Source organism: Kribbella sp. HUAS MG21 (assembly GCF_040254265.1).
Taxonomy (GTDB): Bacteria; Actinomycetota; Actinomycetes; order Propionibacteriales; family Kribbellaceae; genus Kribbella.
On record NZ_CP158165.1, the window covers coordinates 6514496 to 6533201 of the forward strand.

Annotated in this window: 19 protein-coding genes; 13 read left to right on the forward strand and 6 right to left on the reverse strand. The window is 69.3% G+C overall.

What is annotated here, in order from left to right; all coding sequences use genetic code 11:
- The first annotated feature begins 15 nt into the window (after positions 1 to 15).
- Positions 16 to 1068 (forward strand): LLM class F420-dependent oxidoreductase, encoded by a 1053-nt coding sequence (locus tag ABN611_RS31435; protein ID WP_350275897.1) that lies wholly within the window; start codon positions 16 to 18, stop codon positions 1066 to 1068.
- Positions 1068 to 1895, forward strand: a complete 828-nt coding sequence (locus tag ABN611_RS31440) for an undecaprenyl-diphosphate phosphatase (protein ID WP_350275898.1) — start codon at positions 1068 to 1070, stop codon at positions 1893 to 1895. The genes ABN611_RS31435 and ABN611_RS31440 overlap by 1 nt, the downstream gene beginning before the upstream one ends.
- A 12-nt stretch (positions 1896 to 1907) precedes the next feature.
- Here the strand turns inward: ABN611_RS31440 and corA are convergent, their stop codons facing one another.
- The gene (gene corA, locus ABN611_RS31445) at positions 1908 to 2879 is read right to left on the reverse strand and encodes a magnesium/cobalt transporter CorA (protein ID WP_350275899.1); all 972 of its coding nucleotides are present in this window, start codon (positions 2877 to 2879) and stop codon (positions 1908 to 1910) included.
- A gap of 49 nt (positions 2880 to 2928) precedes the next feature.
- Here corA and ABN611_RS31450 point away from each other — a divergent pair, with 49 nt between their 5' ends.
- From ABN611_RS31450 to ABN611_RS31460, 3 genes are read left to right on the forward strand one after another with little or no spacing between them, the layout of a single operon-like run.
- Positions 2929 to 3624 carry a histidine phosphatase family protein gene (locus ABN611_RS31450; protein WP_350275900.1) on the forward strand — a complete coding sequence of 232 codons (696 nt, stop codon included), beginning with the start codon at positions 2929 to 2931 and terminating at the stop codon, positions 3622 to 3624.
- Between the two features lie 13 nt (positions 3625 to 3637).
- Positions 3638 to 4216: a DUF3090 domain-containing protein gene (locus ABN611_RS31455; protein WP_350275901.1), complete on the forward strand. Its 579-nt coding sequence runs from the start codon at positions 3638 to 3640 to the stop codon at positions 4214 to 4216.
- Positions 4213 to 5007, forward strand: a complete 795-nt coding sequence (locus ABN611_RS31460) for an SCO1664 family protein (RefSeq protein ID WP_350275902.1) — start codon at positions 4213 to 4215, stop codon at positions 5005 to 5007. Before ABN611_RS31455 ends, ABN611_RS31460 begins: the two co-directional genes overlap by 4 nt.
- On the opposite strand, the gene ABN611_RS31465 is transcribed toward ABN611_RS31460, so the two are convergent.
- Positions 5004 to 5711 (reverse strand): DUF6882 domain-containing protein, encoded by a 708-nt coding sequence (locus ABN611_RS31465; protein ID WP_350275903.1) that lies wholly within the window; start codon positions 5709 to 5711, stop codon positions 5004 to 5006. The genes ABN611_RS31460 and ABN611_RS31465 overlap by 4 nt on opposite strands.
- A gap of 102 nt (positions 5712 to 5813) precedes the next feature.
- On the opposite strand from ABN611_RS31465, the gene mshC reads away from it, so the two are divergent.
- Positions 5814 to 7034, forward strand: coding sequence for a cysteine--1-D-myo-inosityl 2-amino-2-deoxy-alpha-D-glucopyranoside ligase (gene mshC, locus ABN611_RS31470; RefSeq protein WP_350275904.1), 1221 nt, complete (start codon positions 5814 to 5816; stop codon positions 7032 to 7034).
- A gap of 49 nt (positions 7035 to 7083) precedes the next feature.
- Here mshC and ABN611_RS31475 read toward each other — a convergent pair whose 3' ends face one another.
- The 3 genes from ABN611_RS31475 to ABN611_RS31485 form a co-directional block, all read right to left on the reverse strand.
- The gene (locus tag ABN611_RS31475) at positions 7084 to 7992 is read right to left on the reverse strand and encodes a hypothetical protein (protein WP_350275905.1); all 909 of its coding nucleotides are present in this window, start codon (positions 7990 to 7992) and stop codon (positions 7084 to 7086) included.
- Positions 7993 to 8002: 10 nt separating this feature from the next.
- Positions 8003 to 8770, reverse strand: a complete 768-nt coding sequence (locus ABN611_RS31480; protein ID WP_350275906.1) for a L,D-transpeptidase — start codon at positions 8768 to 8770, stop codon at positions 8003 to 8005.
- A 100-nt stretch (positions 8771 to 8870) separates the two neighbouring features.
- A complete protein-coding gene (locus ABN611_RS31485) occupies positions 8871 to 9710 on the reverse strand; it encodes a polysaccharide deacetylase family protein (protein WP_350275907.1) in 840 nt (279 codons plus the stop codon).
- 54 nt (positions 9711 to 9764) lie between these two features.
- On the opposite strand from ABN611_RS31485, the gene ABN611_RS31490 reads away from it, so the two are divergent.
- A complete protein-coding gene (locus ABN611_RS31490; protein ID WP_350275908.1) occupies positions 9765 to 10130 on the forward strand; it encodes a MerR family transcriptional regulator in 366 nt (121 codons plus the stop codon).
- Here the strand turns inward: ABN611_RS31490 and ABN611_RS31495 are convergent.
- The gene (locus ABN611_RS31495) at positions 10127 to 10975 is read right to left on the reverse strand and encodes a PAC2 family protein (RefSeq protein WP_350275909.1); all 849 of its coding nucleotides are present in this window, start codon (positions 10973 to 10975) and stop codon (positions 10127 to 10129) included. The genes ABN611_RS31490 and ABN611_RS31495 overlap by 4 nt on opposite strands.
- A 276-nt stretch (positions 10976 to 11251) precedes the next feature.
- Between ABN611_RS31495 and ABN611_RS31500 the strand changes: the two genes are divergently transcribed.
- The 6 genes from ABN611_RS31500 to ABN611_RS31525 all read left to right on the forward strand — a co-directional run bounded on the left by ABN611_RS31500 (position 11252) and on the right by ABN611_RS31525 (position 18697).
- A complete protein-coding gene (locus ABN611_RS31500) occupies positions 11252 to 11899 on the forward strand; it encodes an HAD family phosphatase (protein WP_350275910.1) in 648 nt (215 codons plus the stop codon).
- Positions 11900 to 11967: 68 nt separating this feature from the next.
- Complete coding sequence (locus ABN611_RS31505; protein WP_350275911.1) at positions 11968 to 13539, forward strand: ABC transporter substrate-binding protein; 1572 nt, start codon at positions 11968 to 11970, stop codon at positions 13537 to 13539.
- Positions 13540 to 13777: 238 nt separating this feature from the next.
- Positions 13778 to 14773 carry an ABC transporter permease gene (locus ABN611_RS31510; RefSeq protein ID WP_350275912.1) on the forward strand — a complete coding sequence of 332 codons (996 nt, stop codon included), beginning with the start codon at positions 13778 to 13780 and terminating at the stop codon, positions 14771 to 14773.
- A gap of 51 nt (positions 14774 to 14824) precedes the next feature.
- Positions 14825 to 16582: an ABC transporter substrate-binding protein gene (locus tag ABN611_RS31515; protein ID WP_350275913.1), complete on the forward strand. Its 1758-nt coding sequence runs from the start codon at positions 14825 to 14827 to the stop codon at positions 16580 to 16582.
- A gap of 31 nt (positions 16583 to 16613) precedes the next feature.
- Positions 16614 to 17684 (forward strand): ABC transporter permease, encoded by a 1071-nt coding sequence (locus ABN611_RS31520; protein ID WP_350275914.1) that lies wholly within the window; start codon positions 16614 to 16616, stop codon positions 17682 to 17684.
- Positions 17681 to 18697 (forward strand): ABC transporter ATP-binding protein, encoded by a 1017-nt coding sequence (locus ABN611_RS31525; RefSeq protein ID WP_350275915.1) that lies wholly within the window; start codon positions 17681 to 17683, stop codon positions 18695 to 18697. The genes ABN611_RS31520 and ABN611_RS31525 overlap by 4 nt, the downstream gene beginning before the upstream one ends.
- Positions 18698 to 18706 lie beyond the last annotated feature (9 nt).

Here is an 18706-nt window from a genome sequence, read left to right on the forward strand (position 1 = left end):
CTAGGCTCGCCAGTCATGCGACTCGGACTGAACATCGGCTTCGTCTACGGCGGCGACGACCATCTGGACCACCTGAGGCTGGTGAAGGAGGCCGAGGCACTCGGTTTCGCGGTCACCTGGGCCGCGGAGGCGTACGGCTCGGACGCGGCGACGCTGCTCAGCTGGATCGCCGCCCAGACGACCACGATCGACGTCGGCGCGGCGGTGTTCCAGATCCCCGCCCGGACGCCGGCGATGACCGCGATGACCGCCGCCACCCTGGACCGGCTGTCGAACGGCCGGTTCCGGCTCGGTCTCGGCGTGTCCGGGCCGCAGGTGTCCGAGGGCTGGCACGGCGTCCGGTTCTCTCAGCCACTCCTCAGGACGCGTGAGTACGTTGACATCGTGAACGCGGCCCTGCGGCGCGAGACGGTGGCGTACGAGGGGAAGTACTTCACGCTGCCGCTGCCCGACGGACCGGGCAAGGCGCTGAAACTGACCGTGCGGCCGATCCGCGACCACGTGCCGGTGTACCTTGCCGCGGTCGGCCCGAAGAACCTCGAGCTGGCCGGTGAGATCGCCGACGGCTGGCTCGGGATCCTCAACGACCCAGGCTTCCTTGGAGAGCAGTTGAACCACATCCGGACGGGCCGTGCCGCTCGTCAGAAGGACCTCGACGGCTTCGACGTCGTGGTCACCACCCCGCTGATGACCGGCGACGACGTCCGGGCCGCCGCCGACCCGGTCCGCGGGTACGCCGCCCTGTACATCGGCGGCATGGGCAGCCGGGAGAAGAACTTCTACAACGCGCTCGCGGTCCGGATGGGCTACGCCGACGAGGCCAAGCAGATCCAGGACCTGTACCTGGACAAGAAGCACCGCGAGGCGATGGCCGCCGTGCCGTTCGGGTTCCTGGACTCGATCTCGCTGCTCGGCGGCAAGGAGCGGATGGCCGAGAAGCTCGCCGCGTACGCCGAGGCGGGCGCGACGACTGTCGCGCTGACGCCGTTCGCGCCGACGGTCGAGCAGCGGATCGCCGACCTGCGGACCGCCGCCGAGGCGCTGGAGCTGTCCGGAGCCGGCCACTGATGACGATCTGGGACGCCGTCATCCTCGGCATCGTCGAGGGCCTCACCGAATTCCTGCCGGTCTCCAGCACCGGGCACCTGACGATCGTGTCGAAGATGCTCGGGCTGAAGATCGACGACCCGTCGATCACCGGGTTCACCGCGGTGATCCAGATCGGGGCGATCGCGGCGGTGGTGCTGTACTTCTGGAAGGACATCAAGCGGATCGCGATCGCCTGGGCGCGCGGGCTGGTCAAGCCCGAGCACCGCGGCGAGTTCGACCACCGGATGGGCTGGTACGTGATCGTCGGCTCGACGCCGATCGTGATCGTCGGCTTCCTCGCCCGGGACGTGATCTCGGGGCCGCTGCGCAGCCTGTGGTGGGTGGCCGGGGCGCTGATCGGCTGGTCGGTGGTGATGGTCGCGGCCGAGCGGCTCGGCCGGAAGTCGCGGCCGCTGACCCGGATCACGATGGTCGACGCGATCGTCATGGGCGTCGTCCAGAGCCTCGCGCTGATCCCCGGTGTGTCGCGGTCCGGGGCGACGATCTCGGCCGGCCTGTTCTGCGGGCTGGACCGGGTCGCGGCGACCCGGATCGCGTTCCTGCTCGGCATCCCGGCGCTGGTCGGGGCCGGGGTCTACGAGTTGAAGGACGCGCTCGCCGGCGACGTCGGCGCCGTACCGCTGATCGTCGGCACGATCGTGAGCTTCGCGGTCGCGTACGCGTCGGTCGCGTGGCTGCTGCGGTTCGTCGCGAAGCACTCCACCGAGGTCTTCGCGTTCTACCGGGTGCTGCTCGGCATCGTGCTGGTGATCCTGCTGGCCACGAGCACGATCACCGCGACCTGAGGTCCGCCGCCGTCACAGCCAGCCGACCTTGCGGAAGAACCGGTACATGGTGAAGCAGACCACCGCCATCACCAGCAGGATCGCGTAGTACCCGAAGCGCCAGCGGAGCTCGGGCATGTGGTCGAAGTTCATCCCGTAGATGCCGGCCAGCATCGTCGGGACCGCGGCGATCGCGACCCAGGCGGAGATCTTCCGCATGTCGTCGTTCTGCTGCACCGAGACGCGGGCGAGGTGCGCGTTGAGGGCGGACGTGAGCAGCGTGTCGATCGCCTCGGCCTGGTCGGAGACCCGGCTGAGGTGGTCGGCGACGTCGCGGAAGAACGGGCTCGCCTGCGCGCTGATCCCGGCCATCCCGTGCGCGAACTGCTCCATCGGTTCGCGCAACGGGTCGATCGCGCGGCGCATCTCCAGCACCTCGCGCTTCAGCCGGTAGATCCGCTCCGCGTCGCTGGTCCGCTCGGGAGAGAACACCGAGGTCTCGATCTCGTCGACGTCGATCTCGACCTGCTCGGCGACCCGCTCGTAGTCGTCGACGATCGCGTCCGAGATCGCCCACAGCACGGCGGCCGGCCCGTGCCCGAGCACCGACGCGCGCTCCTCGAGCGCCTGCCGGGTGGTCGCGAGCTCGCTGCCTTCGCCGTGCCGCACGGTGACGACGTACCGCGGCCCGATGAACGCGGTGACCTGGCCGGTCTCGACCGCGTCGCCCTCGTCGACGTACCAGAGCGTCCGCAGTACGACGAGCAGCGTGTCGCCGAACCGCTCGACCTTCGGGCGCTGGTGGAGCTGCAGCGCGTCCTCGATCGCGAGGTCGTGCAGGCCGAACAGCCGCTGCACCCGCTGCATCTCCGCGTCCGACGGCTCGTGCAGCCCGATCCAGCCGAAGCACTCGCCGTCGTCGTCGATGGCCTGGGCAACGGACTCCGGCTCCTTGGGCAGGTCCTGCCGCTCCCCGCCGGCATACACCCCGCAGTCGACGATCACGCACCCATCATGGCACCAGGCCTTGTCCGGACCGGATAACGTGCACCTCATGCCCACGGTGATTCTGGTCCGGCACGGCCGGAGCTCGGCGAACACGTCCGGGACCCTCGCGGGTCGTACGCCCGGGGTGAAGCTCGACGACACCGGTGTCCGGCAGGCGGCGGCTGTCGCGGAGCGGCTGGCCGGGCTGCCGCTGGCGGCGATCGTCACCTCGCCGCTCGAGCGCTGCAAGCAGACCGCGGCCGCGATCGCGCGGCACCACGACGGGTTGCGTCCGGCAACGGATCGGCGGCTGACCGAGTGCGGGTACGGCGACTGGACCGGGAAGACGATCGCCTCGCTGGCGAAGGACCCGCTGTGGGCCGTCGTGCAGCAGCACCCGTCGGCCGTCACGTTCCCCGGCGGCGAGTCCATGCGGGCGATGCAGCAGCGCGCGGTGGACGCCGTCCGGGCGCACGACGCCGAGCTGGCCAAGAGCCACGGCGACGGCGCGATCTGGGTGGCGGTCTCGCACGGCGACGTGATCAAGGCGATCGTCGCGGACGCGCTCGGTCAGCACCTGGACACGTTCCAGCGGATCGTCGTGGACACCGCCTCGACGACGATCGTCACCTACACCGCGACCCGCCCGTTCCTGGTCCGGCTGAACGACTCCGGCAGCGAACTGGCCTCGCTCGTCCCTAAGCCCTCAGCGAAAGGCAAGCCGAAGAAGCAGTCCTCGGACGCGGTCGTCGGCGGACGGTAATAGGGTCATAGGTATGGCGCGAGTTGTGCACTCCTACGACGACCCCGAGCGGTTCGTCGCCGGCACCGTGGGTGAACCAGGTGCGAGGACCTTCTTCCTGCAGGCCCGGGCCGGGCACCGGCTGACCTCGGTGGCGTGTGAGAAGGAACAGGTGATGGCGCTCGCCGAGCGGCTCGACGTGATGCTGGACGAGGTCGCCCGGCGGTTCGACCGCGACCCGGTCACCCAGACCGGCGTGGACGACACCGCGCCGCTGGAGCAGCCGATCGAGGAGGAGTTCCGGGCCGGCACCATGACGCTGGCCTGGGAGGCCGACGCCGAACGGGTGGTGATCGAGGTGTTCGCGGTCGTCACCGGCGAGCAGGCCGACTTCGAGGAGGAGCCCGACCCGGTCACCGCGGCGATGGAGTCCGACGACGCCGAGGTGTTCGTGGTCCGGATCACCGAGGAGCAGGCGCGGGCGTTCGCCCGGCGCGCGGTCGCGCTGGTCGCGTCCGGCCGCCCGAGCTGCCCGTTCTGCGGCCGGCCGATCGACCCCGACGGCCACATCTGCCCGCGGGCGAACGGCTACCGCAGGCACCTGCCGGAATGACCGTCGATCCCGAGCTTCTCGCCCTGGGGGAGCTGTCGCTGCACGGACGCCTGGTCGCCGCCTCGAACGGCACGTACCAGGGGTCGGTCAGCCTGTCCGGTGACACCGCGACCGTGGTCTACAAACCGGTCGAGGGAGAGCGGCCGTTGTGGGACTTCCCGGACGGCACGCTGGCCCAGCGCGAGTTCGCGGCGTACGTCGTGTCCGAGGCGCTCGGCTGGAGCGTCGTACCGCCGACCCTGCTGCGCGACGGTCCGCTCGGCGTGGGCATGGTGCAGTTGTGGATCGACGAGGCCGAGCTCGGCCCGGACGAGACCGAGCTGGTCGACATCGTCCCGCAGGGCCGGGTGCCCGCCGGCTGGGTCGGGGTTCTCGACGCGCTCGACGGCCGGCACAACCCGGTCACGTTGGTGCACGCGGACACCGACGCGTTGCGCCGGATGGCCGTGTTCGATGCCGTGGTCAACAATGCCGACCGCAAGGGCGGCCACGTGCTGAACCCCGGCGACGGCCGGGTGTACGGCGTCGACCACGGCGTCACCTTCAACGCCGACGACAAGCTCCGCACGGTGCTGTGGGGCTGGGCCGGCGAGTCGATCCCGGCGGAACTCCTGGACGACGTACGGCGGCTGGCGGATCAGCTCGCCGGTGCGCTCGGGCAGCAGCTGTGCGAACTGATCACCACGGTTGAGCTGACCGCGACCCGCGAGCGCTGCGCCACCCTGCTCAAGACCGGGACGTTCCCGTTCCCGAGCGAGGACTGGCCCGCCATCCCCTGGCCGGCGTTCTAGACGTCCCCGGGCTTGGGCTGCCCGCTGATGTTGCCGATCCGCCCGAGTTCGTCGAACTCCACCGCGAGCGTGCTGCCGTTCGGCGTCGTACTGCGGATCGCGTCGGCGGCCTCGTCGTACGGCAGGCCGAAGTGCTGGAGGTAGCCGCGGACGACCTGGCGGTGGTCGGACGGGAAGACGCTGATCGCGTTGATCAGCAGCCGCGGTGTCGCGACCGCGTCGAAACCGGCCCGCGGCAGCTGCTCGTCCGCGACGTGCAGGTACACGTGACCGCGGCCCTCGTTGATCGCGGTCGACCACACGCCCCGGCCGCCGAGCACGGTCCCGGCGGTGATCGCCAGCATGATCGCGGCCTGGGCCGGCTGCTCGAACCCGCTCAGGTCCGGGCTGTCGCTGGTGAACTCGGGGATCCCGTGCCGCTCACCGAACTCCCGGATCGCGAGCGTCGGCGCGACCGCGGGCGCCTCCGCCCCGAAGCCCGGGTTCGCCCAGCCCCACAGCCAGGTGCGGTCGAGCTCGGAGAAGCTGCCGAGCAGCGAGATCCCGCCCAGCACGCCGCGCTCGCTGCTGAGCGTCCGCGCGTCGAGGTCGGCCTGCAGCGAGTCCTGCCCGACCACCTCGTTGAACAGGTCCTGCTGCTGGATCGCGGCGGCGGCGATCCAGCCGCCGTACGCCTGGAACTCAGGACTGAAGTCAGCGCTCATCGCCGGTGAGGCTATCCGCCGGCGGGGTGCAGCGGCACCCGGCGACCACGGAATGGAACCGTGTCGCGTCATTGAAATTCGGACTGGCATAAGCTCCGACACATGCAGGCGTGGACGAAACCAGACATCCCGGTCGTGCCGGGCCCGGCACGGCGGCTCCGCCTGTACGACACCGCCTCGCGCGGTCTCGTCGAGGTGCCGCCGGGCGACAGCGGGACCGCCCGGATGTACGTCTGCGGCATCACGCCGTACGACGCCACGCACATGGGCCACGCGGCGACGTACGTGACGTTCGACCTGGTCAACCGGCTGTGGCGCGACGCCGGGTACGACGTGCTGTACACGCAGAACATCACCGACGTCGACGACCCGCTGCTGGAGCGCGCGACCGCGACCGGTGTCGAGTGGACCGACCTCGCGGCGCAGGAGATCCAGCTGTTCCGCGACGACATGACGGCGCTGCGGGTGATCCCGCCGCAGCACTACATCGGCGTGGTCGAGTCGATCGAGCTGGTCGCCGACGCCGTCGAGGACCTGCGGAAGGCCGGCGCGGTGTACTCCGTCGACGGCGACCTGTACTTCGCGGTGAAGACCGATCCGGCGTTCGGCGGCGTCTCGAACTACGACCGCGAGACGATGCGCGAGCTGTTCGCGGAGCGCGGCGGCGACCCGGACCGGGAGGGCAAGCGCGACCCGCTGGACAGCCTGCTGTGGCGGCACGAGCGGCCGGGGGAGCCGGCCTGGGACTCGAGCCTGGGCCGCGGCCGGCCGGGCTGGCACGTCGAGTGTTCGGCGATCGCGCTCGAGTACCTCGGGATGACGTTCGACGTGCAGGGCGGCGGGTCGGACCTGATCTTCCCGCACCACGAGATGTCGGCGAGCGGCGCCCAGGTGGCGACCGGCGAGCACCCGTTCGCGCGCGCCTACGTGCACCAGGGCATGGTCGGCCTGGACGGCGAGAAGATGTCGAAGTCCAAGGGCAACCTGGTGCTGGTCTCGAAGGAGCGGCTGGCCGGCGCGGACCCGATGGCGATCCGGCTGGCGCTGCTGACCCATCACTACCGGACCGACTGGTTCTGGACGTCGACAGAGCTGACCGACGCCCAGGCGCGGCTGGACGTCTGGCGCGCGGCGATCGGGCGAGGTTCGGGGCCGGACGGTGCGGCGGCGGTCGACGCCGTACGGGCGGCGCTGACCAACGATCTGGACAGCGCCGGCGCCCTGGCTGCTGTCGACGCCTGGGCCGAGGGCGAAGGCGACGACCACGAGGCTCCGGCCCTGATCGCTCAGGCCTGTGACGCCTTGCTGGGCGTGAAGCTCTAGAAACGAGGAAACGCCCGACAGCCGTCGGGCGTTTCCTGGTGCCGGGAGGTCAGCCGGTGACCGGGTGGTGGGTCTTCACCGGGGTCGGCGCCGGCGCGGACGGCGGGGTGTCGACCTGGGCCGGAGCCGGGTTGGCGGGCTGGGGCAGCGGCTGCGGCTTGGGCTTCGGCTTCGCGGCCGGCTTGGCGCAGGTCGCCGACGCGAGGTTGATCGTCTGCGCTCCGTCGCCGAGGCTGATCGTCAGGCCGGTGATCGTGAACGCGCCGTCCGAGTGCTTGCCCTGACTGTTGACCTTGATCGTCGCCAGCGGCGCGGCCGGCAGCGTCGCGCTCTCCTTCGTGCTCGGCAGCTTGACGGTCTGACCGAGCAGCGTCAGCGAGCCGATGTCGACGCCGCCCTGGTCGCCGGAGCACCACACGTTCAGCGAGTCGATCGCGAGCAGTGCCTTCGGCGGTGTGAGCAGCAAATTGCAGAGGTCCGGCAGGTTCTTCACCGGCAGGTCCTTGGTCGACAGCTGCGGCAACGGCAGGCCGACGTCGGGCAGCGCGAGATCCGGCAGCGGCAGCTCCTCGGCGCCAGTCTTCGGCAGGTTCGAGCACTGCTGCTTCAGCTCCGGCGGGACCTTCACCTGGCTGAGGATGTCCGGACCGACGACGATGTCGAACAGCTCCACCGAGGCGGCGTCGTTGCCCGCGGTCGCCGTACCGGCCCGGACCGAGATCAGCGGGTTCTGCGGGAGCTCGAGCGCCGACGTCGTCCGCCGCTTGCCGTCGGCCGACTCGGCGTACGGCGTCTTCGGGATCGGCACCTGGCCGTCGGCGCTCACGGCGTACGCCGAGGACGGGCGCGCCGCCGCGTTGCCGACGGGAGCGCTCGCGACCAGGCTGAACGTCACGACGCCCGCCACGGCCGCGGCCGTGAGCACGGTCGGGGTCAGACGGCCTGTCAGCTGTCGCATCGGATTCTCCTTATTTGCTGTCGATCAGGACGAGCGTCCCGAGCGGAACCTTCTGCAGGTGGGCGAGCGCGGTCCTCGGCACCCGGACGCAGCCGGCGCTGATCGCGGCGCCGAACACGTCCGGGTCCGGCCAGCCGTGGATCGCGACCGTACCAGGTCCGCCACCGTACGTGTCCAAGGTGGGACTGTGCGCACCCAGCGGCAGCACGACCGGCGAGGCGGAGCGGGTGTGGTCGATGATCGAGCCGAGCAGGAACGTCCGGCCGGGCGGTGTCGGCGTCTTCTTCGCGCCGACGCCGGCCTTCCAGGTGCCGAGGCTCTTGTTGTTCCGGAAGAGCTCGAGCGTCCGCGAACTGGTGTGCACGCGGATCAGGTACGGCGAGGTGGCCCGGTCGAGGTCCTCGTCCAGGAGCCAGCCGGTGGACCGGTTCGGCTTGGAGGGGAGCAGGACCCGGACCCAGCCGTCGGTCTGCTCCACCACCGGCAACCAGGTCGGCCCGAACTGCGTGGGCCCGATCTTGCCGAACGCGTCCGCGTCCGGGGCGCTGTACAACGCGGCCTCGGCGCGGGGGTGGACGACCAGCCCGGTGGTGCCGGCGAACGGCTGGGTGTCGAGCGGGGCCGTGGTGATCGTCGTGGAGGTCGTCGACGCGGTCAGCGTGCTGAGGTCGACGGCCGGGCGGCCCTTGTCGCCGAAGATGCCGACCGCCGCGACGATCCCGAGCAGGACGAGCACGGCCAGCGCAGGCACCGAGGTCCCGCCCCGCTCGTCGCGCATCTGATGACTCCCCGTGCTCCCGGTGACGGCGGACCGTCACCCCCCAGTTGTCCGGTCGAGAATAAACCCACTGGTAACAACGGTCCACACCCCGCGAGGGTTACAGCGCCGCGTAGTGCGCCGCGATCTCGTCACTCGTCGTCAGCCAGACGTCACTCTGCGCGGCAATGTACTCCAGGGCGAGGTCCAGGTACTTCGCCCGGAACGGCTGGCCGATCACGAACGGGTGCAGCGCGAGCGCCATCACCCGCCCGGACTCGGCCGACTCGTCGCGCAGTACGTCGTACTGGTCCTTCACCATCTGCAGGAAGTCGGGGCCAGCGAGGCCGCGGAGGAACAGGCCCAGGTCGTTGAGCTCGACGGTGTACGGGACGCTGAGCATGCCCGGGACGTTCAGGCGGTACGGCTGGTCGTCGTTGGTCCAGTCGAGGACGTAGCTGTAGCCGAGCTCGGAGAGCAGGTGCGGGGTGTTGTGGGTCTCGGTCAGCGCGGGACCCATCCAGCCCTTCGGGCGTCGGCCTGTCGCGTTTTCGATGGTTTCGGTGATGCTCGTGAGGACTTGGCGTTCCTCGTCGGGTTCGTAGCCGGTGTGCAGGACCGAGTTGGTGCTGCCGTGCGCGAGCCAGGACCAGTTCCGCTCGACGCCGGCCTTGATGATCTGCGGGTTGTCCTCGGCGACCTGCGAGTTCAGCAGCACGCTCGCGCGCAGGCCGTGCTTGTCGAGGATGTCCATGGTCCGCCAGACGCCGACGCGGGCGCCGTAGTCGCGCCAGCCGTGGTTCAGCGGGTCGGGCTTGAGGTCGAGCGGCCAGATGCTCGTGGACGGCTGGTCGGGGAGAAAGGTCTCGATGTTGAGGCCGACGTAGAAGGCCACGCGCTTGCCGTCGGGCCAGTGCAGGGCGGGGCGTTCGGTGATCGGGCTGTAGTCGAAGAGCGTCATACCCGGACGGTAGAGTCTGACATCAGTGTCAGGTTCAAGTCCGGAGGTCGGCGGGTGCGGATCGGGGAACTGGCGCGGCGGACCGGGGTCAGTGAACGTTCGCTGCGGTACTACGAAGCACAGGGGCTGCTGGTCTCCGAGCGGACGGCGGGCGGGCAGCGGGAGTACGCCGAGCGCGCCGTCGACCGGGTGATCCTGATCCAGGAGCTGTTCGCGGCCGGGCTGCACAGCAAGAAGATCGCGCAGCTGCTGCCGTGCATGCGCGACCCGGACGGCGGCCCGAACGAGCGGGCCACGCCCGAGCTCGTCACCGAACTGACCGCCGAGCGGGACCGCATCGACCGGATGATCGCCGACCTGGCGACGTCCCGCGCCGTCCTCGACGACGTCATCACCACCGCGACGCGGGAACTCGCCTAGTCTGTCGGGTGGTTCTTGTTGCGCCGCTTCAGGTAGCGCTCGAACTCGGCCGCGATCGCCTCGCCGCTGGCCTCCGGGAGGTCGGCGGTGTCGCGCTGCTCCTCCAGGGACTGCACGTACTCCGCGACCTCCGGGTCCTCCTCGGTCAGCTCGTCGGCGCCGCGCTGCCAGGCCCGGGCGAGTTCGGGCAGTTCGCCCTCGGGGATCGCGAGGTCGAGCAGTGCCTCGATCTTGCCGAGCAGCGCCAGCGACGCCTTCGGGCACGGCGTCCCCGCGATGTAGTGCGGGATCGCGGACCAGATCGACACCGCCGGCACCCCGAGCGTGCTGCACAGGTCGGCGAAGACGCCGGTGATGCCGGTCGGGCCTTCGTACGTCGACGGCTCCAGGCTCCACGCCGCGGTCAGCTCGTCGTCGGACGAGGTCGCGGAGACCGGGATCGGGCGGGTGTGCGGCGAGTCCGCGAGCAGCGCGCCGAGCACGACGACGAGCTGCGCGTTCGACTCGTCGACGATCTCGAGCAGTTCCCGGGAGAACGCCCGCCAGCGCATGTTCGGCTCGACGCCGCGGATCAGCAGCACGTCGCGGCCGGTGTCCTCCGGGCGGGCCAGGTAGATCCGGGTGGTCGGCCAGGTCAGCCGGCGGCCGCCGTCCTCGTCCAGGGCGACCCGCGGGCGGTTCACCTGGTAGTCGTAGTAGTCCTCGGGGTCGATCGCCGTGACGAGCTCCGCGTCCCACTCGTCGATCAGGTGGTCGACCGCTCCGGTGGCCGCTTCGGCCGCGTCGTTCCAGCCTTCGAACGCGGCGATCACGACCGGGTCCCTCAGGTTCGCGAGGTCAACCACTCGCAGGCTCCCTGTCGTCTCTGTAGCCAATCCGGCGCCGGGTCGCCCCGCGCCGGAAACCGGACTGCCAGCCTACGTGGTCGCACCGGGTCACGCGCCGCGTTTCACCGCGGGCGGAACGTGTCGTAGCCCCCGAAGTCCCCCGCCACACCTCACCAGGGACAATGGATCCGCCGACCTTGAGCACCCACCAACCATTTCGAGCTCTCGAAAGTGGTTGGTGGGTGCTCAAGGTGCTGTGAAGGACGTGGAGACGACGACGTAGAGGAGCCGTAGTTGCTGCAGGCGGTGCTGTGGGACATGGACGGGACGTTGGTCGACTCCGAGAAGGTCTGGGCGGAGGTGCAGCTGGAGCTGCTGCCGAGCCTGGGCGCGACCTGGACGATCGAGGACTGCATGACGCTGATCGGCAGCGACCTGCGGGACGCCGTGCAGATCTGGATGGCGCGCATCCCGGAGGGCGTGATCACCGCCGACGCGCTGGCCGACCGGATGTTCTCCGAGGTGGTCGAGGCGCTCCGCAAGGAGGTCTCGTTCCAGCCGGGCGCGCTCGAGCTGCTGCAGGCGCTCCGCAAGGAAGAGGTGCCCTGCGCGCTGGTCTCGGCGTCGTACCGGACGATGATCGACGCCGTCCTCGGGCACCTGCCGCCGGATCCGTTCGACGTGATCGTGGCCGGTGACGAGGTCACGCTCGGCAAGCCGCACCCGGAGCCGTACCTGACCGCCGCGACCAAGCTGGGCGTCGACCCGGCGTACTGCGTGGTGATCGAGGACTCGATGACCGGGACCCAGGCGGGTACGGCGGCCGGCATGTACGTGGTCGCCGTACCGCAGTGGGTGAGCATCCCGGAGGCCCCGCGACGGCTGATCGTGAAGTCGCTCGAGCCGCTCACCCCGGAGTCCCTTCGCGCGCTGCTCCGTTGAGGGGCTACCGTCACTTGGTGCCCTCGGGGGCGTTGTGTGGGTAACGGGCTGGGGAAGGTGAGAAGACGGTGAGCGAGTGGGTGCGCCGGGTGTCGGCGGCCGTGGCTGCGGGGGCGCTGGGGGTGTGCCTGGCTGCCTGCGGTGAGCCGGACGACAGTGCGCCGCACCCGGGCGAGCAGACCCCGGCACCGATACCGCTGCGGCTGGTGACCACGGACTCGGTGTCGTCGCTCGACCCGGCCGGCCGGTACGACGTGGCCTCGCGCACCGTCCAGGCGAACCTGTACCAGACGCTGCTCACGATCCTCCCGGAGAAGCCCACGCCGGTCCCGGACGCCGCGGACTGTCAGTTCGACTCGCCGACGACGTACACCTGCAGCCTGAAGGAAAAGCTGACGTTCCCGAACGGGCACGAGCTGACCTCGTCGGACGTGAAGTTCAGCTTCGACCGGCTGGTCCGGCTGCGGACGCCCGGGGGACTGGCGCCGCTGTTCTCGTCGGTGAAGTCGGTGAGTACGCCGGACGAGCTGACGGCCGTGTTCAACCTCAAGACTCCCGACGCGCGGCTGCCGTACCTGCTGACCACGACCGCGGCGTCGATCGTCGACGAGCAGTCGTACCCGGCGAACAAGCTGCTCGACACCGAGGGCGTCGGCAGCGGGCCTTACCAGCTCGCCGCGTACACACCGGGCCAGACGATCACGCTGACGAAGTTCAAGGAGTACCGCGGGCCGCGGGCGGCGCAGAACGACGGCGTCGCGATCACCACGCTCAAGGACTCGAACGCGCTGTACCAGGCGATCAGCACCGGCAAGGCGGACCTCGCCTTCCACGGGTTCGGGCCCGGCCTGCTGGACAAACTGCGTAAGTCCGACCGGGTCCAGGTCGTCGAGCCGGGCACCGCGGAGATCCGGTTCTACGCGTTCCACATGAAGTCGCTGCTGTCCCGCAATCCCGCCGTACGACGGGCCGTCGCGCAGCTGGTCGACCGGCCGGCGATCGCGAAGAAGGCGTACGGCGACCACGTGTCGCCGCTGTACTCGGTCGTGCCGCCGGGCTTCGGCGGGCAGTCGGACGCGTTCAAGACGGAGTACAAGCAGCCGAACAAGGCCGCGGCCGCGGCGATCCTCAAGGAGGCAGCGCTGGTCGCGCCCGTCCCGCTGACGGTCGGCTGGACACCGACGCAGTACGGCGTCGGCGCGAAGGCCGAGGTGCTGGAGCTGAAGCGGCAGCTCGAGGCGTCAGGGCTTTTCCGGGTGACGCTGCGCAGCGCGGAGTGGCCGCAGTACCAGGAGCTCACCAAGGCCGGCGCCTACGACCTGTACCAGAGCGGGTGGATCCCGGAGTACCCGGACGCGGACGACTATCTGGCGCCGTTCGTGTCGACGACCGGCGCGTACGCGGTGAACGGGTACCGTTCGGCGGCCGCCACGAAGCTGCTGCAGCAGGAGCGCGCCGAGCAGAACGGTCTCGAGCGGGACAAGCTGATCGAGCAGCTACAGGGTGTCATCGCCCGGGAGGCGCCGGTGATCCCGGTCTGGCAGGCGCGGGCCGCGGTGGTCGCCGGCAAGGACATCGCCAACCTGAAGACGGCTGTCGACCCGCTCGCCTTCCTGCATCTCGCCGGTCTTCGCCGCTGACAATCCGATCACGGGCCGGCTGACACAAAAATGCCATGGCAGTAACGGTTCGCGAGGCCCCGGCGACCGTGGGTGCGACACCGTGGTTTACTGCGGAAAGTCCACGATACGGGACGATTTCCTGACGATCACGATCGGGCAACGCAGCACTTTCCGCGTTTGACTCCGGCGTGTAATGGCGGCAGGTTAAGGCGGCGGCATGACACGCCGACCACAACCATGAGGGGGCATGTAACGCGTGACGACTCCACTCGAGGTCGAGCCCGGCTCGTCGGCGGCGGATCCCGAAGCCGTCCTGGCCGGTGCGCGACGGATCGAGGGCCGGTCCCTCTCCCAGATCGCCTGGAGCAGGCTGAAACGGGACCGGGTGGCGATCGCCGGCGGTGTCGTCATCGTCGTCCTGATCCTGGTCGCGATCTTCGCGCCGCTGATCGTCAAGCTGCTCGGCCACCCGCCGAACGAGTTCCACCAGGACCTGATCGACACCAAGGGCGGCACGCTGGCGCCGATCGGCCGGTTCGGGGCGATGAGCTGGGACCACCTGTTCGGCGTCGAGCCGGTGAACGGCCGGGACATCTTCAGCCGGGTCGTCTACGGGTCCCGGATCTCGCTGCTGATCGCGTTCTTCGCGACCCTGCTGTCGGTGGCGATCGGTACCACGATGGGCATCATCGCCGGCTACTTCGGCGGCTGGGTGGACGCGGTGATCAGCCGGCTGATGGACATCTTCCTCGCCTTCCCGCTGCTGGTCTTCGCGATCGCGCTGGCCGGCGTCATCCCGGACGACGCGTTCGGGATGCAGGGCGACACGCTGCGGATCATGCTGCTGATCTTCATCATCGGCTTCTTCAACTGGCCGTACATCGGCCGGATCATCCGGGGACAGACGCTGTCGCTGCGCGAGCGCGAGTTCGTCGACGCGGCGCGCAGCCTCGGAGCGCGCCGGCCGTACATCCTGATCACCGAGCTGCTGCCGAACCTGATCGCCCCGATCCTGGTCTACGCGACGCTCCTGATCCCGACCAACATCCTCTTCGAGGCCGCGTTGTCGTTCCTCGGTGTGGGGATCCGGCCGCCCACCGCGACCTGGGGCGGCATGCTGTCCGACGCGGTGGCCTTCTACACGATGCCGCACTTCATGCTCTGGCCTGGGCTGGCGATCTTCGTCACGGTGCTGGCTTTCAACCTGTTCGGGGACGGGCTGCGCGACGCACTCGACCCCCGTGCCCGATAGACCGAACCCGCGACGGCGCCGGTTCGCGTAATGAGAAGGGTGTACCGGGAGATGAGAACGAAGCGATGGAGGTTCGCGGTCGCTAGCGCTGCCGCACTCACGCTGGGGCTGTCCGCCTGCGGTGGTGGTGGCGACACCGGCACGGACACGTCGGGCGGTACGACGGCCGAGTTCAACGCCGCCCTCGACAAGGTGTTCAGCCCGTCGGAGAAGAAGGGCGGCATCATCAAGATGGCGCACTCCGACGACTGGGACACCGTGGACCCGGGCGAGACCTATTACGGCATGTCCTGGAACTTCCTGCGGACCTATGCCCGTCCCCTGGTGATGTACAAGCCGGCGCCCGGTAAGGCCAGCAACGAGATCGTCCCCGACCTTGCCGAGAGCCTCGGTGAGTCGAGCGACGGCGGGAAGACCTGGACCTACAAGCTCCGCAAGGGCGTCAAGTACGAGGACGGCACCGAGGTCAAGGCGGCCGACGTGAAGTACGCCGTGCTGCGCTCCACCGACAAGGAGACGTTCCCGAACGGACCGTCGTACTTCGAGGGGATGCTCAACCTGCCGGCCGGCTACAAGGGCCCGTACAAGTCGAAGGGTGTGAACACCGACTCGGCGATCACCACGCCGGACGACTACACGATCGTCTTCCACCTGAAGCAGCCGTTCGCCGGCTTCGACAACCTGGCCGCGCTGTCCCAGACCGCGCCGGTCCCGGCGGCCAAGGACACCGGCGCGAAGTACCGCGAGCACGTGATCTCGACCGGTCCGTACATGTTCGACAAGGTGGAGACCGGCAAGTCCTACACGCTCAAGCGCAACCCGCAGTGGGACCCGGCGACCGACCCGATCCGCAAGGCGCTGCCGGACGGTTACGAGATCACCCTCAAGACCGAGGCGAACGACCTGGACAACCGGCTGCTCTCCGGTGACCTGGACGTCGACATCGCCGGCACCGGCGTGCAGGCCGCGGCGCAGGGCAAGATCCTGAGCGACCCGGAGCTGAAGAAGAAGGCCGACAACCCGACGATCGCGCGGCTGCAGTACATGTCGATCAACCCGCAGGTGAAGCCGCTCGACAACATCGACTGCCGCAAGGCGATCATGTACGGCGTCGACCAGGTCGGCTACCAGACCGCGTACGGCGGCGAGTTCGCCGGCGGGCAGCTGGCCACCGGCCTGATGCCGCCGTCGATCGACGGGTTCAAGGAGATGAACACGTACCCGAACGGCGACGACCACAAGGGTGACGTGAACAAGGCCAAGGAGAGCCTGACGGCCTGTGGACAGCCGAACGGCTTCACGGTCAACATGGCCTTCCGCAGCGACCGGCCGAAGGAGAAGGCAGCGGCCGAGTCGGTGCAGCAGTCCCTCAAGCGGGTCGGCATCAACGTGGTGCTGAAGGGCTTCCCGACCGGTGACTACTTCTCGACGTACGCGGGCAACCCGCCGTACGCCCGGAAGAACGGGCTGGGCCTCGCCACCAACAGCTGGGGCGCGGACTGGAACGACGGCTTCGGCTTCCTGTCGCAGATCGTCGACAGCCGGGTGATCCGGGAGACCGGTGGCTCGTCCAACATCAGCGTGCGGATCCCGGACGTCGACAAGGCGCTGGACGCCGCGACGGTCGAGCCCGACAAGGCCAAGCGCGACCAGATGTACGGCGACATCGACAAGCGGGTGATGGAGGAGGCGGTCGTGTACCCGGCGCTGTGGGCGAAGATCCTGATGGTGCGCAGCGACCGGCTGTCCAACGTCTACTTCAGCGACGCGTACGGCATGTACGACTACCTCTCCATGGGCATCAAGTAAAAGTCAGGCATCGACCCACTCCGATAGGCAGGTGAAGGCAGCAGGCGCCCGGTCCGGCACGACCGGACCGGGCCGGCGCCGCACAACAGTGCTCAGTTACCTCGTCCGGCGCCTCGTCGCCGCCATAGGCCTGCTGTTCATCGTCAGCGTCATCACGTTCTCGATCTTCTACCTGGTGCCGCGGATGGCCGGCGCCACGCCGGAGACGCTCGCCACCCGGTACGTCGGCCGGGCCGCGACCGAGGAGACCGTGAAGACCACGGCGCAGAACCTCGGCTTCTACGACCCCGTCCCGGTGCAGTACTTCAACTGGGCCAAGGGCGTCGTGGCCGGCGCCGAGTACAACTACGGCGCCGGCGTGGAGAAGTGCCCGGCTCCGTGCCTGGGGTACTCCTTCCTGAAGAAGCGCCCGGTGTGGCCGGACATCGTCGAGGCGATACCGGTGACCCTGTCGCTCGCGGTCGGCGCCGCGACGATCTGGCTCGTGTTCGGGGTCGCGACAGGTGTCCTGTCGGCGCTGAAACGTGGGTCGGTCTTCGACCGGGCGGCGATGGGCACAGCGCTGGCCGGAGTCTCGTTACCGATCTTCTTCACCGGCCTGGTCTGTCTGAGCATCTTCAGTTATCACCTGAAATGGACGGTTCCAGGGGGCACGTTCGTCCCCTTCACCGAAAATCCGTTCAAATGGGCGCAGGCGCTCGTCCTGCCCTGGATCACCTTGGCGTTCCTGTTCTCCGCGCAGTACGCGCGACTCACGCGTGCGGGCATGCTGGAAACGATGAACGAGGACTACATCAGAACCGCGCGCGCCAAAGGCCTGCCCGAAGGAAACGTGGTGGTGCAGCACGGGCTGCGCGGTGCGCTGACCCCGATCCTGACCATCTTCGGCCTCGACGTCGGCCTGCTGATGGGCGGCGCCGTACTCACCGAGAAGACCTTCTCGCTGAACGGCCTGGGGAAGTACGCCGTGGACGGCATCGTGCAGAACGACCTGCCGAAGATCCTGGGGGTGGTCCTGGTCGCGTCGACGTTCATCGTGATCGCGAACCTGGTCGTCGACCTCCTGTACGCCGTGGTCGACCCGAGGGTGAGGGCGAAGTGAGCTTTCTCGACGTACGCGACCTGAAGGTCCACTTCCCGACCGACGACGGCGTGGTGAAGTCCGTCGACGGGCTGTCGTTCAAGCTCGATCGCGGCAAGACGCTCGGCATCGTGGGCGAGTCCGGCTCGGGCAAGAGCGTGACCAGCCTGTCGATCATGGGCCTGCACAAGCCGGGCGTGGCCAGGATCACCGGTGAGGTGATCCTCGACGGGCAGGACCTGATCTCGGCCAGCCGCGAGGCGGTCCGCCGGCTGCGCGGCAAGCGGATGGCGATGATCTTCCAGGACCCCCTGTCGGCGATGCACCCCTTCTACACGGTCGGGCACCAGATCGTGGAGGCGTACCGGGTGCACAACGACGTCAGCAAGGGCGTCGCGCGCAAGCACGCGATCGAGATGCTCGACCGCGTCGGGATCCCACAGCCGGACCGGCGGGTGGACGCGTACCCGCACCAGTTCTCCGGCGGTATGCGGCAGCGCGCGATGATCGCGATGGCGCTGTCCTGCGACCCCGACCTGCTGATCGCGGACGAGCCGACGACCGCGCTCGACGTCACCGTGCAGGCGCAGATCCTGGACCTGATCCGGGACCTGCAGCGGGAGTTCAACTCCGCCGTCATCATCATCACCCACGACCTCGGCGTGGTCGCCGAACTCGCCGACGACATCCAGGTGATGTACGCCGGCCGCGCGGTCGAGTACGGCACCGCGGAGGACATCTTCGACCGGCCGCAGCACCCGTACACCTGGGGCCTGCTCGGCTCGATGCCGCGCATCGACCGCGAGCGGTCCGAGCGGCTGATCCCGATCAAGGGCACGCCGCCGAGCCTGATCAACGTGCCGAAGGGCTGCGCGTTCAATCCGCGCTGCAACTACGCGCACCTGAACAACGGCGCGAGTGAGACGGACCGGCCGGAACTGCTCGACACCGGCGACGGCCACATGGTCGCCTGCCACCTCTCCCCGCAGAACCGCCTGCAGGCGTGGGAGACCGACATCAAGCCGACGCTGTGAACGGGACGA

Excerpts from the sequence above, each read along its gene's own strand:
- ABN611_RS31435 (WP_350275897.1), top strand. The coding sequence starts at position 16 with ATGCGACTCGGACTGAACATCGGCTTCGTCTACGGCGGCGACGACCAT.
- ABN611_RS31440 (WP_350275898.1), top strand. The coding sequence starts at position 1,068 with ATGACGATCTGGGACGCCGTCATCCTCGGCATCGTCGAGGGCCTCACC.
- ABN611_RS31450 (WP_350275900.1), top strand. The coding sequence starts at position 2,929 with ATGCCCACGGTGATTCTGGTCCGGCACGGCCGGAGCTCGGCGAACACG.
- ABN611_RS31455 (WP_350275901.1), top strand. The coding sequence starts at position 3,638 with ATGGCGCGAGTTGTGCACTCCTACGACGACCCCGAGCGGTTCGTCGCC.
- ABN611_RS31460 (WP_350275902.1), top strand. The coding sequence starts at position 4,213 with ATGACCGTCGATCCCGAGCTTCTCGCCCTGGGGGAGCTGTCGCTGCAC.
- ABN611_RS31465 (WP_350275903.1), bottom strand. The coding sequence starts at position 5,711 with ATGAGCGCTGACTTCAGTCCTGAGTTCCAGGCGTACGGCGGCTGGATC.
- mshC (WP_350275904.1), top strand. The coding sequence starts at position 5,814 with ATGCAGGCGTGGACGAAACCAGACATCCCGGTCGTGCCGGGCCCGGCA.
- ABN611_RS31475 (WP_350275905.1), bottom strand. The coding sequence starts at position 7,992 with ATGCGACAGCTGACAGGCCGTCTGACCCCGACCGTGCTCACGGCCGCG.
- ABN611_RS31480 (WP_350275906.1), bottom strand. The coding sequence starts at position 8,770 with ATGCGCGACGAGCGGGGCGGGACCTCGGTGCCTGCGCTGGCCGTGCTC.
- ABN611_RS31485 (WP_350275907.1), bottom strand. The coding sequence starts at position 9,710 with ATGACGCTCTTCGACTACAGCCCGATCACCGAACGCCCCGCCCTGCAC.
- ABN611_RS31515 (WP_350275913.1), top strand. The coding sequence starts at position 14,825 with ATGAGAACGAAGCGATGGAGGTTCGCGGTCGCTAGCGCTGCCGCACTC.